The sequence below is a fragment of the Allobosea sp. 05L423 genome, from assembly GCF_056397745.1.
On sequence record NZ_JBFTOA010000003.1, the window covers coordinates 77392 to 92265 of the forward strand.

Sequence of the window (14874 nt, forward strand, 5' to 3'; positions counted from 1 at the left end):
CCCTAGCCGGCCAGAAGCGCGCGGCCGATTGTGTCGAGCGCCAGCCCGGCGGCCAGCAGCAGCCCGGCATTGCGGTTCGAACGGAAGAGCATGAGAGCTTCCGGCGCGCTCGCGCCGGCGATGCGCGCAACCTGCCGACCGAGATGGCCTGCAAAGGCGGCGAGGCCCAGCCAGGCGAAGAAGCCGCCTCCGACGAGCCAGATCGCGATGGCCGTCAATGCCGTCGCCAGCCCGAAGCACAGCGCCACAGCCTCGCGCGTATGATCGCCGAAATAGCGCGCGCTCGACTTGATGCCCGCGATGACGTCGTCTTCGATATCCTGCATCGCATAGATCGTGTCGTAGCCGACCGTCCAGGCGATCGCTGCCGCATAGATCAGATAGGCCGGCGGATCGAGCCGCCCGAACACGGCACTCCAGCCGAGCAGCCCGCCCCATGAGAAGGCGAGCCCGAGCACGAACTGCGGCATGTTCGTAATCCGCTTCATGAAAGGATAGATCGCGACGATGGCGAGCGAGGCGATGCCAAGCACGATCGTGAAGCGGTTGAATTGAAGCAGGACTGCGAGCCCGCCGAGCGACAGCGCGACCATGAACAGCGCCGCCGCCTTGGCCGTCACCTGGCCCGAGGGCAGCGGGCGGCCGCGCGTGCGAGCAACTTCCGCATCGAGTTTGCGGTCGATGATGTCGTTGAAGGTGCAGCCGGCGCCGCGCATCAGGATCGCGCCGATCAGGAAAAGCAGGCAATGCCAGGGATCGGGATAGGGCCGGCCGGCGGCGATCGCGGCGAGCCCGGCCGCCCACCAGCAGGGTAGCAGCAGCAGCCACCAGCCGATCGGCCGCTCGATGCGGGCGAGCTTCAGGAAAGGACGGGCCGCGCGCGGCGCACGGGTATCGACCCAATGGCCCTTGAGTGCGTCGGGGAGGACGGCGTCAGGTCCGGAGGTGGCGTGGAGCGGCAGGGGCTCCGGCATGGCCGCCTCCGCCGGTTAGAGCGCGCCTTGCGGAACACGCATGCCGCCGCCTGCGCCGCTGGTGATCGAATCGGCGCCGCCGAAGGGATTGGCGCCCTGCGCCTGCTGCTGGGCCTTGCGCTGCATCGCGGCCTGCTGCTTCACTGCATTGCAGGCTTGGCTCCGGAACGTCACGACCTTCTGGTTGTCGGTCTTCATGCCGTCGATGAAGGTAGGCGGGATCTGGCACCAGTCCTGGTTGGCGGTCGCGAATTTGATCGCGGCCTCGCCATTGTTGACCAGACGGCCGAAAGTGCTGCAGGCATCCTGCGGCGTCATCTTCTTCTTGGCCTTCTGCGTAGCCTGGAGTTTGGCGACGATCGACTGGCGTTCGGCGAGCAGCTTCTGGATCTGCTCACAGCCGGAAATCTGGGCCTGGGCCGGTGCGGCAGACATGACAGAAGCCACGGCTAGGCCGATCGTCGTCATCACGCCATATGCCAACCCGCGCCGCATGATGTCCCTCTCCAGCTTGCCGGCCGATTTGGCCCGTTCTTAAATATGTCCTTAACAGCAGGCGCTGTTAACGCGAACGACCCTTGCGAGTCTACTCTTCCTATGTCGGGAGCAGCTCGCTGCTAGTTCAAGATTGTGGCGTTTTTCATGCCACTTTCCACAGCCAAGATCAGCCGCGGAGGCGCCTGCCCACATGTCCGATCCCGATTTCGCCCGCCACCGGCTGTTCATCGACCGCGCCTTTGCGCCGGGCGCGACGCTTCCGCTGGAGCGGGAACAGGCGAATTATCTGCTCAACGTCCTGCGCTTCAAGGCCGACGACACCGTGCTCGTCTTCAACGGGCGCGACGGCGAGTGGCTGGCAAGCCTCGTTCCCGAAGGGCGCAAGCAGGCAACGCTTGCGCTCATCCGGCAGGTCAAGCCGCAGCCGCCGGAGAGCGACCTGCACTATCTCTTCGCCCCGCTGAAGCACGCCCGCCTCGACTACATGGCGCAGAAGGCGGTGGAGATGGGGGCCGGGATTCTGCAGCCCGTCATCACACGGCGCACGCAGGTGTCGCGGCTCAATCTCGACCGCATGCGTGCCAATGCAGTCGAGGCGGCGGAGCAGTGCGGCATTCTCAGCCTGCCTGCGGTCGAGGCCGAGAAACCCCTCGAAGCGGCCCTCGCGGGCCTCGCTCCCGAGCGACTCCTGATCTTCTGTGACGAGGGGGCCGATGAGGCGAGCCCGGTCGCGGCGCTGGCCGCGCGGGAGCCTGCCCCTCTGGCGGTGCTGATCGGCCCGGAGGGTGGTTTCGACGAGGCGGAGCGGCGGCTGATCCGCGCGCGTGCCAACACGCTGCCGATCTCGCTTGGCCCCCGCATCCTGCGCGCCGACACCGCGGCCGTCGCCGCGCTCGCCGTCGTGCAAGCTACGCTCGGGGACTGGTCGCGGCGCTGAGCGGAACGTCGTCACTGCTGCGGCGTTTCTATCAGGGAGCGTGCGTGCGCGGGGCTTTGCACGAGGCCGCGCATCCTGCGCCGCGCCTGCTGAAAGCCGGCTCGGCGCTCCGCGGGATCTGCTGCCAGCGCCGGGCGGCCTTTCACGAATGCAAGAGCGGGGTCGTTGTCGAGCGTTCGGCGCTCGCCTATGTCTGTCGTCCCGAACCTGCTGCTCCCGGCTCTCGCCGGCGGACTGCGGGTCATTCATGTCTGTTCTGCCGGAGCGCCCATGGCTCGCGACGTGTCCGATTCGACCCCGATCGGTTCGAAGGATGAACTGATCTCCTGGATCGCCGCCGGCGAGAAACCGGAATCCGCTTTCCGGATCGGCACCGAACACGAGAAATTCCCGTTTTACCGGAGCGATCTCGGGCCGGTTCCCTATGAAGGGCGCGCCGGTGCGGGCGGCATCCGCGCCCTGCTCGAAGGCATGCAGCAGCGTCTCGGCTGGGAGCCTATCGTCGATGACGGCAACATCATCGGCCTCGCCGGCCCCGAGGGCGGCGGCGCGATCTCGCTGGAGCCGGGCGGCCAGTTCGAACTGTCCGGCGCGCCGCTGGAGGACGTCCATCAGACGCAGGCCGAACTCGTCGCACATCTCGACGACGCCAAGGCGGTCGCGGAGCCGCACGGCATCGGCTTCGCCGCACTCGGCGCCTCACCGCTCTGGACCCGCGCCGAGACCCCGGTGATGCCCAAGGGCCGCTACAAGATCATGGCGAACTACATGCCGAAAGTCGGCACGATGGGCCTCGACATGATGTTCCGGACCTGCACCGTGCAGGTCAATCTCGACTTCGCCACCGAGGCCGACATGGTGCGAAAGCTGCGGGTTTCGCTCGCCCTCCAACCCCTCGCAACCGCGCTCTTCGCCTCCTCGCCCTTCCTGGAGCGCAAGCTGAACGGCTTTCAGTCGATGCGCTCCGAGATCTGGCGCGACACCGACAATAACCGCTCCGGCATGCTCGCCTTCGCCTTCGACGAGGGCATGTCGTACGAGGCCTATGTCGACTGGGCGCTCGACGTTCCGATGTATTTCGTCAAGCGTGGCGACACCTATCACGACGTCGCTGGTGCTTCCTTCCGCGATCTGCTGGCCGGCAAGCTGCCGCAGTTGCCTGGCGAACACGCGACCATGTCGGATTGGGCGAACCATCTCTCCACCATGTTCCCGGAAGTCCGACTGAAGCGGTTCCTCGAGATGCGCGGCGCCGACGCCGGGCCGCCCGAGATGCTGGCCGCCCTGCCGGCCTTCTGGGTCGGATTGTTCTATGATCGATCGGCTCTCGACGCCGCCTGGGACCTCGTGAAGGGCTGGAGCGCACAGGAGCGCCAGGCCCTGCGCGACGTGGTTCCGAAGCAGGGACTTGCGGCGACGATTGCCGGTCGCAAGTTGAGTGAAATTGCCGCCGAGGTTCTGGAGTTCTCGCGCGCGGGTCTCGCACGGCGGGCAAGGCAGAATGCCTCGGGCCAGGACGAGAGCGTCTTCCTCGCGCCTCTGCAGGAGATCGTGGCGCATCGGCAGACTCTCGCCCAGCGCCTGGAAGAGCGCTTCCGCTCGGCGTGGAACGGCAAGGTCGAGCCCGTGATGACCGAGCTGGCCGTGTGAGTTTCTGGCCAGGGCGGCGCCGGAAATCGTGATTTCCGGCGCATTTTTCTGCCGAAATTAACCTGTTGGCGGAAATCTCATGCCTAACCTAACGGCATGAAGCAGATCGCTGCCAGCTTTGCCGGACTTCTTCGCGACGAGCGGGGCGCCACCTCGATCGAATACGCTTTCATTGCCAGCCTGGTCTCGATCGCCATCGTTGGCGCCGCCACGCTGATCGGCACGCGCCTCAATGTGCTGTTCGAGGCGATCATCCCAGGCCTGACGAAATAGCCTGCCGGCGACAGGGCAGCTCCCGGCCTATTCCGCCGCCACCTTGAAGCTCGCCAGATTATCCAGGCTCTGGATGATGTGCTCGGCCAGCGCGTTCGACAGCACTGAAGGGTCGAAGCGCGTGCGCAGCAGCCCGATCTTGCACGAGGGCAAAGTGGCGTATCCTTCGGAGGGACCGAGGATGCGCATGCCCGGCCTCACCGCGCTTTCCGGCAGCACAGAAACTGCAAGCCCTGCCAGCACGGCCGCTCCGACGGCGGTCGAGTTCCAGCTCGCATAGAGCACGCGGAAGCGGCGCCCCTTCGACTCCAGCGCATCCACCGCCGCCTGGCGCCAGTTGCAGGTCGGCCGGCCGAGCGCCAGCGGGAGCGGGTCTTCCTCATGCACGCCGTGGCGCGCCGACGTGACCCAGAGCAGCGGCTCGATCCGAATGATCTCGCCCTGTCCGCGGCTTTCGACATGGGTGATGATGGCAAGATCGATGTCGCCGGTCGCGATGCGCTCCGCCAGCATCGGCGTCGGCTCGCAGACCACCGTGACCTCGGCGCGCGGATTCGAATGGGCGAAGCGGGCGAGAATCTCCGGGAGATAGCGATCGGCATAGTCGTCCGGCACGCCGAGGCGGATGCGGCCCTTCAAATCCGCATCGGCGAAGGAAGCCACGCATTCGAGGTTCAGCCGGACGATGCGGCGCGCATAGTCGAGCAGGCGCTCGCCGTCCTCCGTCAGCTTGGCATGGCGGCCATCGCGTCCGAACAGGGGGCGGCCGACGCGCTCCTCGAGGCGCTTCATCTGCATGGAAACGGCCGACTGCGTCTTAAAGACGATCTCGGCGGCGCGGGTGAAAGACCCGGTATCGGCGATGGCGACGAAGGTCTTGAGCTGATCGGCGTCGAGCACATGAGCCATTGGCGATCCCCATCCACTGCTCATCAATATCAGTGTTGCGAGACATCATAACCATTCGTTTGGCTGATGGCCAGAGCCTCGCTAAGGTCTGCGCAGTCTCCGATCTTTCCAGTCAATGGCGCGTCCGGGCCGGACGGAGATGCCGAGCCAACCTTTCCCGTCCGTTCCGTCCCAGGAGGCTGTCATGCTGATCATGACCTTTGTCGCGAAGCCGCTCTCGATCATCTCGTCGGGTGTGACGCGCATCGCCATTGCTGGTTTCGGCGGGATTGCCCAACTCGTGCGCGCCCTTATTCACCGTCGCGAGGTGATGCGCCTTGCCGAGCTCGACGAGCGCGGCCTCAAGGATATCGGCCTCGTGCGTTCCGATATCGCCGGCGCGCTGGCGACGTCCTGGTACAAGGACCCGTCGGCCGTGCTTCAGGATCGCTCGGAGGAGCAGGCGGATGCCGCCGCGGCGCGGCGCGAGCACGCCCAGCTCCATGCGCCGACACGGCCGAAGCTGGCCACCAATGCCGATCTAGCGGTTGCACGCTGCGCCTGACCCCTTGGCAGCAGCGTCCCTGCGGGCGGAAGCTTCGTGCTTCCGCCCTTTTTTATGCAATTTTGAACAGATATTGCCCGCAATAACCCAAATTTCATGATTCTGGCGAAACTCTGCCGCGCCGCTCAGATGGCGGCTGCGTCGGATCTGGGCTGTCGGCATGAAATTGTCTCTGCGCCTCAAGGATCTGCGGATTCGCACGAAGATCGCGATCCCGCTCGTTGTCATGGGAATGATTGGATTGGGCACGGCGATCTATGCTGGCCAGGAATATGCCCGTATCCAGAAGACCTATTCGGATTTGATCGACCAGCGCGCCACGGCGATCCTCGACTCGGCGCAGTCGACGCTGGCGACGAGCTACATCCTGCGTGATCTCTACAAGGCGATCGCCTATCCCGAGTACATGAAGCAGAACGCCACCGCGATCGACGATGTGCGCAAGGGTTATGATCTAGCGCTGCAGCAGCTGATGAACGCCAAGATCAGCTTTCCCGAGAAGCATGCCGAGTTCGATGTGCTGGCGCGGCGGATCGCCGAGCTCAAGTCCAAGATCGACGACGTGACCAAGCAGGCGGCGCGCGACGAGGATCTGCCGGCGCTCTCGGTGATGTCCGAGCTGGACCGGGCTTTCGGCGCGATCATCGCCGATGCGGTGAAGCTCAACGGTGAGATCAAGGGCGACACGTTGACGGCTGCGCATGCGCTCGACGCCGAGGCCAAGCAGCTCGATTGGTTGATGCTGATCCTGACCGTCGTCGGCACGCTGGTCGGCCTGGCCGGCGCGATGCTGCTCGCCCGCTTGTCGATCACCAAGCCGCTCGATCAGCTCAAGGCACGGATGGCGGATCTGGCCGCAGGCAACTACGCAGTCGAGATCGAAGGCCACGCCCGGCGTGACGAGCTCGGCGCGATGGCGCGGACCGTGCAGGTCTTCAAGGAGAACGGCCTCGCCGTGCAGCGCCTCGAGGCGGAGACGGCCGAGAACCGCGAAGTCTCGGAAACGCAGCGCCGCATCGTCGAGCAGGAGCGCACCGCCCATTCGCAGGAGCAGGAGCGCCTTGCCGCCCAGCAGCGTCAGGTGATGGACGCGCTCGCCGAAGGACTCGACCGGCTATCCCGCGGTGATCTCACCTGCCGCATCGATGCCGAACTCGCCGCTGAATACGAGAAGCTGCGCGACGACTTCAATCTTGCTGTCGGGCATCTCGCCGAGACGATGCGGACGATTCAGGAGACGTCCGGCGATGTCGGCAACGCGGCGCTGGAGATCAACACCGGCGCCGACGACCTCTCGAAGCGCACCGAGGAGCAGGCTTCCTCGCTGGAGGAGACAGCCGCGACAACCGAGGAACTCGCGGCTTCCGTCAAGGCTTCCGCCCACTCCTCGCAGCAGGCGGTCGCGCTTGCGGACGAGGCGATGGACGTCGCGCGCAAGGGCGGTGCCATCGTCCAGAACGCGGTCGATGCCATGGCCCGCATCGAGACGGCCTCGCGCAAGATCTCGGACATCACCAGCGTGATCGACGAGATCGCCTTCCAGACCAATCTTCTGGCGCTCAATGCGGCGGTCGAGGCAGCGCGCGCCGGCGACGCCGGCAAGGGCTTCGCCGTCGTCGCCTCCGAGGTCCGCACGCTTGCCCAACGCTCGGGCGCTGCGGCCAAGGACATCACCGCGCTGATCACCGAGTCGGGTGCGGAGGTGGCGCAGGGCGTCGGCCTTGTCCGCTCGGCGGGCGCCGCACTGGAGCGCATCGTCGAGGCCTCGGGCAAGGTATCGGCCACGGTCTCGGAGATTTCGGCTGCCGCGACCGAGCAGGCCCATGGCATCGACGAGATGAGCCAGGCCGTTGCCCATATGGACGAGATGACCCAGCAGAACGCGGCGCTCGCAGAGGAGAGCGCGGCGTCCGCCACGGCCCTGGCCAGTCAGATCCAGCGCCTCAACGATCTCGTTGCCAGCTTCCGGACGCGCGACGACCTCGTGGAGCTGCGCAGCATGGCTGCCGCTATGGCGGCACAGGCCGGCGAGGAGCGTCGGCGCGCCTGACGCTTGCGCGATCAGGCGGCCGGAGGGGCTTCCTGTTCCGCTTCGTCGTCAGCCGTTCTGCTTCAGCGGCGTCCCTGGTTGCCGCCGAGCATGGCGTCCAGGATCGACTTCAGCGCGTTCTGGTGCTCGTCCTGGATCTGGCGGCCGTGCTCGAACATCTGGTTGAGCGCGTCGAGTCCGATCGAGCCGGGACCTGGAGGCGAAGAGGAGGGGGATGCCTCCTCCGGCTCCGGTTCGGGGGCAGGCGCGCGGCGCGGCGGGGCGCTCCGCGGCGCGGGGGCGGGCTCAGGCTGCGAGGCAGCTGCGCCGCCGAACATGCTGCCGAGAATCTGGCCGAGCGCGCCGCCGAAGGGGTCGGTCGGGTTGGCTTGAGGATTGGCCTGGGGCTGGGCCCCCGCCTGGCCGAACATTCCCTTCAGGATCGCTTCGAACGGGTTGGCCGGCATCTGCTGCTGCGGCGGCGGCGGGGGCTGCATGCCCGGCATCTGGCCGCGCATCATCTCGGCGAACTGGCCGAGGATGCCGCCGAGCCCCTCACTGCTGCTCGATTTGGAGAGGCCGCCCATCAGCATCGCGGCAATGACCGGGAGCATTTGCTTCAGGATTGCCTGGCTGACGCCGCTGGTCGCTGCCGCTTGCGCTGCGATGGCCTGGCTGACCTCGCGCGAGCCGAAGAGCTGGCTGAGCACATCGTTGCCGGCCGATTGCGCGCCGGTGGGAATGCCGCTTCCGGCAGTCTCGAAGAAGCGGGCATAGGGCGAGGCCGTCATCATCTGCGCCAGCGCGCCGAAGGCGAAGGGGTCCTGCGTCTGCCGCTGCAACCCCATCGAGAAGGCCGGCAGCAGCGCATCGAGCGCGGCCTGGGTCTGCTGCAGGCTCAAGCCGTATTGCTGGGCGAGATTCGGCACCGCTCGGCCGTTCTGTGCCGATTGCATGATATCGAACAGATTCATCATGGACGCCTCCCCAGGCCGGCATTCAGTTCCGTGCCTGAGTGGACGATAGCAGGGTGTCCTTGTCTGGCAAATCGAGGGTAGCCCGCCGTTGCAGGGCCTCGCGCTCCAGCCGGGCGATGCCGCGATAGGCGAAGATCAGCGCGAGCACGCCGAAGGCGACCGCGCCCAGCGCCGAGCCCGCCAGCGCACCCTTCGGCCCGGCTATCTGTGCGCCGAGGAAGGCGAAGGGCATGGTGCCGAGCGTGGCGCGGCCCCAACTGAACAGGGTCGACAGGAACGGCATGCCGAGATTGTTGAAAGCGGCGTTGGCGACGAAGAGCATGCCGACGAAAAACCACATCGGCCCTGCGATCAGGCAGAAGAACTCGACCAGCTCCGCCGTCAGCCCCACGGCGTGGAAGGCGGAGACGATGACGCCGCGCAGCGAAAGCAGCAGCAGCCAGGAAACCAGCACGCAGCCGGCCGCGAAGATCGCCGAATCCGTCAGGCCGCGTCTCATCCGGTCGAAGCGCCCGGCGCCCCAGTTCTGGCCGAGGATCGGGCCGACCGCGCCCGAAAGCGCAAACACCGCGCCGAAGGCGACCGGCACCAGCCGGTCCATGATCGCGAGCGCCGCCACCGCCCCGTCGCCGAAGCGGGCGACGACGCCGGCGAAGACGGCGTTGGCTATCGGGTTGGAGAGGTTCGTCAGGATGGCCGGCCCGGCAATGGCGAAGGTCCGGGCACTGTCCTGGCGAATCCAGCTCAGTCGCGGCCGGGCCATCATGCCATGAACGACGACGGTCGCGTGGAAGCCGATCGCGACGATGATGATACGCGCCAGCACGATCGCGATCGCCGCGCCGTCCGGCCCGAGCCCGAAGCCGAAGATGAGCAGGGGATCGAGCCCGGCCGTGGCGATGCCGCCGCCGAGCGTCACGAACATCGCCCGGCGTGCATCGCCGATGGCGCGCAGCACGCCGGAGAAGCCCATGCCGATCGCCATCAGCACGTTGGAGGGCAGGGTGATGTGCAGGAAGGAGAGGGCGACGGCGTAGGATTGGTCATGCGCGCCGATGGCACGCAGCAACCAGGGCAGCAGCGGCAGGGCGGCAAGCGACAGCACCAGCGCGACCAGCGCCATCAGGACCATGGTCGAGGCGGCGATGCGCCGCGCGCCCTCGCGGTCACCGGCGCCGATGCTGCGTGAGGTCAGGGCGGCTACCGCGATCATCAGCCCCACATTCACCGAGACCATCAGATAGAGCACGATGGTGGCGAAGCCGACGCCGGCCGTCGCCTCCGGCCGCCCGAGCCAGGAGACGTAGAGCAGCGACAGGAGATCGACGACGAAGACGGCCATCAGGCCGATCGAACCCGTCGCCGTCATCACGGCGACGTGGCGCATCAGCGGGCCTTCGACAAAGATCGCCTGAGCCGGCCGGGAGGAGGCGCTGGTCACCGTTCCGGCTCTCCGACGCCGCCGACCGAGACCTCGGCCCCGCCATCGGCGATGACCTGCTCGGTCTCGGCATTGAGGGCCTTGGACTTGCCCTTAGGCTTGACGATGGGCTCCGGCGTCACGCGCGGCACGCGGTTCAGTGCGGCGGCGATGCCTTCGTGGAACTGGATTTCCATGCGCTGGGCGTCCCGATCACGCACATGGTCGATCACGAAATCGGCCTCGTCGCGGCTCAGACCCAGGGTTTCGAGCGTGACGCGGCCGAAGCCGAGCGCCGATTCGAAGGTCTCGCGCATCTGGTAGTCGACATTGGCCTTCATCAGCTCGATCGAATGGATGCGGTCGAAGGCGCGCACATGCACGCGCACATGCGGGAACTCGGCCTTGACCATCTCGACGATGCGCAGCGCGGCGTCCTTGTCGTCGATGCAGACACAGATCACCTTGACCCGGCCGGCGCCGGCGGCGCGCAGAACGTCGAGGCGCGTGCCATCGCCGTAATAGACCTTGAAGCCGAAGCGGGCGGCGGCCCTGATCTGCTCGACGTCGGAATCGATCACGGTGATGTTGATGTGCTGCAGGAGCAGCGCCTGCGTCACCACCTGGCCGAAGCGGCCGAAGCCGACCACCATCACCTGGCTGTCGCTGATCCCGTCGAAATCCTCCTCCATCGTCTCCGGCGTGACGCGCGAAAGCAGCACCGCATCGATCAGCTTGGCGACGATCGGGCCGAGCAGCATGCTGATCGCGGCGAGCGCAGTCGCCATCGCCGCCTGCGACGGCGTGAGCAGCCCCTGCGCCAGGCCGAGCGGCAGCAGGACGAAGGCGAACTCGCCGGCCGGCGAAAGCAGCGCGCCGGCCCGGATCGCCTCCAGCCAGGAGGAGCAGGAGATCCGCAGGATCGAGGTGACGACCGCGATCTTGAACAGCACCAGCAGTGGCGCCGCCACCGCCAGCAGCATCCAATTGGACGCGACCAGCTTGAGGTCGAGCGACATCCCGACCGCCATGAAGAAAAGACCGAGCAGCACGCCGCGGAACGGCTCGATATCGGCTTCGAGCTCGTGCCGGAAATGCGAGTCGGCCAGCATCACGCCGGCCAGGAAGGCGCCCATCGCCATCGACAGGCCGACATGCTCCATCAGCAGTGCCGCACCGAGCACGATCAACAGGGCGGCCGCCGTCATCACGTCCTTGGCGCCGGTATTGGCGAGGATGCGGAAGAATGGGTTCAGCACATAGCGCCCGGCCAGGATGATCGCGATCAGCGCGCCGAGCGCGATGCCGAGGCTGGCGAGCGCGCGCATCGGGGTGCCGGCCTGAGCACCGCCGGTGGTGGCGAGCAGGGGAAGCAGCGCCAGCACGGGCGCAATCGCCATGTCCTGGAACAGCAGGATCGAGAAAGTGCGCCGGCCATAGGTCTCGCTGCTGTCGCCCCGTTCTGCGAGCTGCTGCAGCGCGATCGAGGTGGCGGAGAGCGCCAGTGCTACGCCGACCGCGACAGCGCCCGCGGCGGACAAGCCAAAATACCAGCCGAAGAGACCGATGCCGGCGGCGCTGAGCGCCATCTGCGCGAGGCCCGTGCCGAGAATGTCCTTGCGCATCGAATAGAGGCGCGCCGGTTGCAGCTCGAGACCGACCAGGAAGAGCAGCAGCACCACGCCGATCTCAGCCGTGCTGCGGATGGCGTCGGGGTCCTTGATGACGCCAAGGATCGAGGGGCCGATCACGATGCCGGCCGCGAGATAGCCGAGCACCGCCGATTGCCCGAGCTTGCGGAACAGCGGAACGGCAACCACCGCCGCGGCGCAGAAGGTCAGGATCGGCGGCAGGAAGCTGACATGCGAAGTGGCGTCGGCCATACGGAACTCGTGATCGGAAACGGGCGTGGGATGGCCTGGTGCGGTGCTGCAGAGCGGGCGGCCATGGCTCTATCTAGGCTCTCGGCGCCGAGACTGCGAGAGGCAATCGACAGGTCTGCCGAGCCCGCACCGCTTCGCTTCCTTGACATCGCCGCCATCCCGCCGAAAGAAGGCCGGCACCATCTGGAGTTCTTTCCGCGCGTGACCAAGCCGCCGCTCGACATCCTGCTCTGTGCCCCGCGCGGCTTCTGCGCCGGGGTCGTGCGTGCCATCGACGCGGTCGAGAAGGCGCTCGCCCTGCATGGCGCGCCGGTCTACGTCCGCCACGAGATCGTCCATAACAAATACGTCGTCGAATCCCTGAAGCGTAAGGGCGCGGTTTTCGTCGCCGAGCTGGACGAGGTGCCCGACGAGACGCGGCCCGTGATCTTCTCCGCCCATGGCGTCGCCAAGGCGGTCCCGGCGGCGGCGAAGGCGCGCAATCTCTTCGCCATCGACGCCACCTGTCCGCTGGTGACGAAGGTGCATCGCGAGGCGGAGGTCCATCACAAGCGCGGCCGCCACATCCTGTTGGTCGGCCATGCCGGCCACCCCGAGGTCATCGGCACGATGGGCCAGCTCCCCGAGGGTGCGATCACGCTGATCGAGACGCTGGAGGATGTTGCCTCATTGACGCCGTCGACCGGCCAGCCGCTCGCCTACGTCACGCAGACCACGCTTTCGGTGGACGATACGCGCGAGATCGTCGAGGCGCTGCAGGCCCGATTCCCGGAGCTGATCGCGCCGCATAAGGAAGACATCTGCTACGCCACGACCAACCGCCAGGAGGCGGTGAAGCACGTCGCCCCGCAGGTCGACGGGTTGATCGTGGTCGGCTCGCCCAATTCCTCGAACTCGCAGCGCCTGCGCGAGGTGGCCGAGCGCGCCGGCTGCCCGGTCGCGCGGCTCGTCCTGCGCACCGACGAGATCGACTGGTCGGTCTTCGGCAACATCCGCAGCCTCGGCATCACCGCCGGCGCGAGCGCGCCCGAGGTGCTGGTCGAGGAAATCATAGATGCCTTCGCCGAGCGCTACGAGGTCCGCGTCGAGACCGTCTCGACCGCCGACGAGAACGTCTTCTTCCCGCTGCCGCGCGAGCTGCGCGGCGAGGCGGCGCCGACCGCGGCCGAATAACTCCAGCAGAAGCATTTTCGAGCGAAGTGGGTGCCGGTTCGCGTGAAGAAAATGCGATAAACCAACTAGAGCATTGCGCGAAAAAGTGGGTGCCGGTTTTTCGCAGAAGCAATGCTCTAAACTTTTAGAATCGATCACGTTTTTCGCATTTTGACGGTTTCGTCAAAATGCGACGTGATCTAGCAAGAGAGCCTGATCTTGGCCGTCTATACCGAAGTGCCCGATGACGAGATGGCAGCCTTTGTGGCGCGCTATGGCATCGGCGACCTGCTTTCCGCAAAGGGCATCGCCGAGGGCGTCGAGAATTCGAACTACCTGCTGCACACCACCCAGGGTGCCTATATCCTCACCCTCTACGAGAAGCGGGTGAACCCGGAGGATCTGCCGTTCTTCCTCGAGCTGATGCAGCATCTCGCTGCGCGCGGGCTGATCTGCCCGCAACCGGTTCAGGATAGCCGCGGCGAGATGCTCGGTCGCCTTGCCGGGCGTCCGGCCGCGATCGTCACCTTCCTCGACGGGCTTTCCGTTCGCCGCCCCACCGCCGCCCACTGCCAGGAACTCGGCCGCGGCCTCGCCCTGCTGCATGAGGCTGGTGCGGATTTCACGATGGAGCGGGTCAACGCGCTGTCCGTGCCCGGCTGGCGACCGCTGGCGCATCAGGCGGGCCCTGATGTCGACAAGGTCTCGCCGGGCCTCGCACGCCGGATCATGGCCGAGATTGCGGTGCATGAGGCGAGCTGGCCCAAGGACCTGCCGCGCGGCGTGATCCATGCCGATCTCTTCCCCAACAACGTCTTCTTCATCGGCAGCCGGCTGTCGGGCCTGATCGACTTCTATTTCGCCTGCACGGATGCCTATGCCTACGACCTGGCGATCTGCCTGAACTCCTGGTGCTTCGAGGCCGATGGCTCGTTCAATCTGACCAAGGGACAGGCGCTGCTCGCCGGCTACGAGACAGTTCGTCCGTTGAGCTTGGTGGAGATCGAGGCGCTGCCGCAGCTCTGCCGCGGTTCGGCCCTGCGCTTCCTGCTCACGCGCCTGGTCGACTGGCTGAACGTGCCGCCGGGCGCGCTGGTTAAACCGCATGATCCGCTCGAATACGACCGCAAGCTCGCCTTCCACCAGCGCGTCGTCGATGCCCGCGAATACGGGCTGAAGCGGTGAGCGATACTGTCGAAGTCTGGACCGACGGGGCCTGCTCGGGGAACCCTGGACCTGGCGGCTGGGGGGCGATCCTGAGCTATAACGGCGTCGAGAAGGAGCTTTCCGGCGGCGAGGCGCAGACCACCAACAACCGCATGGAGCTGATGGCGGCGATCGCGGCGCTGGAGGCGCTGAAGCGGCCCTGCACCGTCGCGCTGCATACCGATAGCCAGTATCTGCGGCAGGGCATCACCGGCTGGATCCATGGCTGGAAGAAGAACGGCTGGAAAACGGCCGACAGGAAGCCGGTGAAGAATGTCGAGCTCTGGCAGCGGCTCGAGACCGCGCTCGGCCGCCACAAGATCGAATGGAAATGGGTCAAGGGCCACGCCGGCGACGAGATGAACGAGCGCGCCGACGCGCTGGCGCGCGCCGGCATGGCGCCGTTCAAGTCGGGGCGGTAG

14 protein-coding genes are annotated in these 14874 nt (G+C 66.6%); 8 read left to right on the forward strand and 6 right to left on the reverse strand.

What is annotated here, in order from left to right:
• Positions 1–2 precede the first annotated feature (2 nt).
• Together ubiA and AC1DNE_RS08500 are read right to left on the reverse strand one after the other, a co-directional pair.
• On the reverse strand, positions 3–974 hold the full coding sequence (ubiA, locus tag AC1DNE_RS08495) for a 4-hydroxybenzoate octaprenyltransferase (RefSeq protein WP_441468879.1): 972 nt from the start codon (positions 972–974) through the stop codon (positions 3–5).
• Positions 975–989: 15 nt separating this feature from the next.
• Positions 990–1469: a hypothetical protein gene (locus tag AC1DNE_RS08500; protein WP_476767038.1), complete on the reverse strand. Its 480-nt coding sequence runs from the start codon at positions 1467–1469 to the stop codon at positions 990–992.
• A 193-nt stretch (positions 1470–1662) separates the two neighbouring features.
• Between AC1DNE_RS08500 and AC1DNE_RS08505 the strand changes: the two genes are divergently transcribed.
• The 3 genes from AC1DNE_RS08505 (at position 1663) to AC1DNE_RS08515 (ending at position 4332) form a co-directional block, all read left to right on the forward strand.
• Positions 1663–2409: a 16S rRNA (uracil(1498)-N(3))-methyltransferase gene (locus tag AC1DNE_RS08505; protein WP_476767039.1), complete on the forward strand. Its 747-nt coding sequence runs from the start codon at positions 1663–1665 to the stop codon at positions 2407–2409.
• A gap of 270 nt (positions 2410–2679) precedes the next feature.
• On the forward strand, positions 2680–4059 hold the full coding sequence (locus AC1DNE_RS08510; protein WP_441468876.1) for a glutamate--cysteine ligase: 1380 nt from the start codon (positions 2680–2682) through the stop codon (positions 4057–4059).
• Between the two features lie 96 nt (positions 4060–4155).
• On the forward strand, positions 4156–4332 hold the full coding sequence (locus AC1DNE_RS08515) for a Flp family type IVb pilin (protein ID WP_476767040.1): 177 nt from the start codon (positions 4156–4158) through the stop codon (positions 4330–4332).
• Positions 4333–4359: 27 nt separating this feature from the next.
• Here AC1DNE_RS08515 and AC1DNE_RS08520 read toward each other — a convergent pair whose 3' ends face one another.
• Positions 4360–5241, reverse strand: coding sequence for a LysR substrate-binding domain-containing protein (locus AC1DNE_RS08520; RefSeq protein ID WP_149130562.1), 882 nt, complete (start codon positions 5239–5241; stop codon positions 4360–4362).
• A gap of 184 nt (positions 5242–5425) precedes the next feature.
• Here AC1DNE_RS08520 and AC1DNE_RS08525 point away from each other — a divergent pair, with 184 nt between their 5' ends.
• Both AC1DNE_RS08525 and AC1DNE_RS08530 read left to right on the forward strand, forming a co-directional pair.
• Positions 5426–5785 (forward strand): DUF1127 domain-containing protein, encoded by a 360-nt coding sequence (locus AC1DNE_RS08525; RefSeq protein WP_476767041.1) that lies wholly within the window; start codon positions 5426–5428, stop codon positions 5783–5785.
• 160 nt (positions 5786–5945) lie between these two features.
• Positions 5946–7835: a methyl-accepting chemotaxis protein gene (locus AC1DNE_RS08530; RefSeq protein WP_476767042.1), complete on the forward strand. Its 1890-nt coding sequence runs from the start codon at positions 5946–5948 to the stop codon at positions 7833–7835.
• A 62-nt stretch (positions 7836–7897) separates the two neighbouring features.
• Here the strand turns inward: AC1DNE_RS08530 and AC1DNE_RS08535 are convergent, their stop codons facing one another.
• From AC1DNE_RS08535 to AC1DNE_RS08545, 3 genes are read right to left on the reverse strand one after another with little or no spacing between them, the layout of a single operon-like run.
• The gene (locus tag AC1DNE_RS08535; RefSeq protein WP_476841008.1) at positions 7898–8791 is read right to left on the reverse strand and encodes a DUF937 domain-containing protein; all 894 of its coding nucleotides are present in this window, start codon (positions 8789–8791) and stop codon (positions 7898–7900) included.
• Between the two features lie 22 nt (positions 8792–8813).
• The gene (locus tag AC1DNE_RS08540) at positions 8814–10232 is read right to left on the reverse strand and encodes an MATE family efflux transporter (RefSeq protein WP_476764883.1); all 1419 of its coding nucleotides are present in this window, start codon (positions 10230–10232) and stop codon (positions 8814–8816) included.
• Positions 10229–12094 (reverse strand): monovalent cation:proton antiporter-2 (CPA2) family protein, encoded by a 1866-nt coding sequence (locus AC1DNE_RS08545; RefSeq protein ID WP_441468870.1) that lies wholly within the window; start codon positions 12092–12094, stop codon positions 10229–10231. Before AC1DNE_RS08545 ends, AC1DNE_RS08540 begins: the two co-directional genes overlap by 4 nt.
• Before the next feature lie 201 nt (positions 12095–12295).
• On the opposite strand from AC1DNE_RS08545, the gene ispH reads away from it, so the two are divergent.
• From ispH to rnhA, 3 genes are all read left to right on the forward strand, one after another.
• The gene (gene ispH / locus AC1DNE_RS08550) at positions 12296–13267 is read left to right on the forward strand and encodes a 4-hydroxy-3-methylbut-2-enyl diphosphate reductase (RefSeq protein WP_441468869.1); all 972 of its coding nucleotides are present in this window, start codon (positions 12296–12298) and stop codon (positions 13265–13267) included.
• A 198-nt stretch (positions 13268–13465) separates the two neighbouring features.
• Complete coding sequence (locus AC1DNE_RS08555) at positions 13466–14431, forward strand: homoserine kinase (RefSeq protein ID WP_441468868.1); 966 nt, start codon at positions 13466–13468, stop codon at positions 14429–14431.
• Positions 14428–14874 (forward strand): ribonuclease HI, encoded by a 447-nt coding sequence (rnhA, locus tag AC1DNE_RS08560; protein WP_441468867.1) that lies wholly within the window; start codon positions 14428–14430, stop codon positions 14872–14874. Before AC1DNE_RS08555 ends, rnhA begins: the two co-directional genes overlap by 4 nt.

Bases quoted from the DNA above. Each gene is read 5' to 3' on its own strand.
- AC1DNE_RS08500 (WP_476767038.1), bottom strand. From the start codon at position 1,469: ATGCGGCGCGGGTTGGCATATGGCGTGATGACGACGATCGGCCTAGCC.
- AC1DNE_RS08525 (WP_476767041.1), top strand. From the start codon at position 5,426: ATGCTGATCATGACCTTTGTCGCGAAGCCGCTCTCGATCATCTCGTCG.
- AC1DNE_RS08505 (WP_476767039.1), top strand. From the start codon at position 1,663: ATGTCCGATCCCGATTTCGCCCGCCACCGGCTGTTCATCGACCGCGCC.
- ubiA (WP_441468879.1), bottom strand. From the start codon at position 974: ATGCCGGAGCCCCTGCCGCTCCACGCCACCTCCGGACCTGACGCCGTC.
- AC1DNE_RS08535 (WP_476841008.1), bottom strand. From the start codon at position 8,791: ATGATGAATCTGTTCGATATCATGCAATCGGCACAGAACGGCCGAGCG.
- AC1DNE_RS08545 (WP_441468870.1), bottom strand. From the start codon at position 12,094: ATGGCCGACGCCACTTCGCATGTCAGCTTCCTGCCGCCGATCCTGACC.
- AC1DNE_RS08510 (WP_441468876.1), top strand. From the start codon at position 2,680: ATGGCTCGCGACGTGTCCGATTCGACCCCGATCGGTTCGAAGGATGAA.
- AC1DNE_RS08515 (WP_476767040.1), top strand. From the start codon at position 4,156: ATGAAGCAGATCGCTGCCAGCTTTGCCGGACTTCTTCGCGACGAGCGG.
- AC1DNE_RS08530 (WP_476767042.1), top strand. From the start codon at position 5,946: ATGAAATTGTCTCTGCGCCTCAAGGATCTGCGGATTCGCACGAAGATC.
- AC1DNE_RS08520 (WP_149130562.1), bottom strand. From the start codon at position 5,241: ATGGCTCATGTGCTCGACGCCGATCAGCTCAAGACCTTCGTCGCCATC.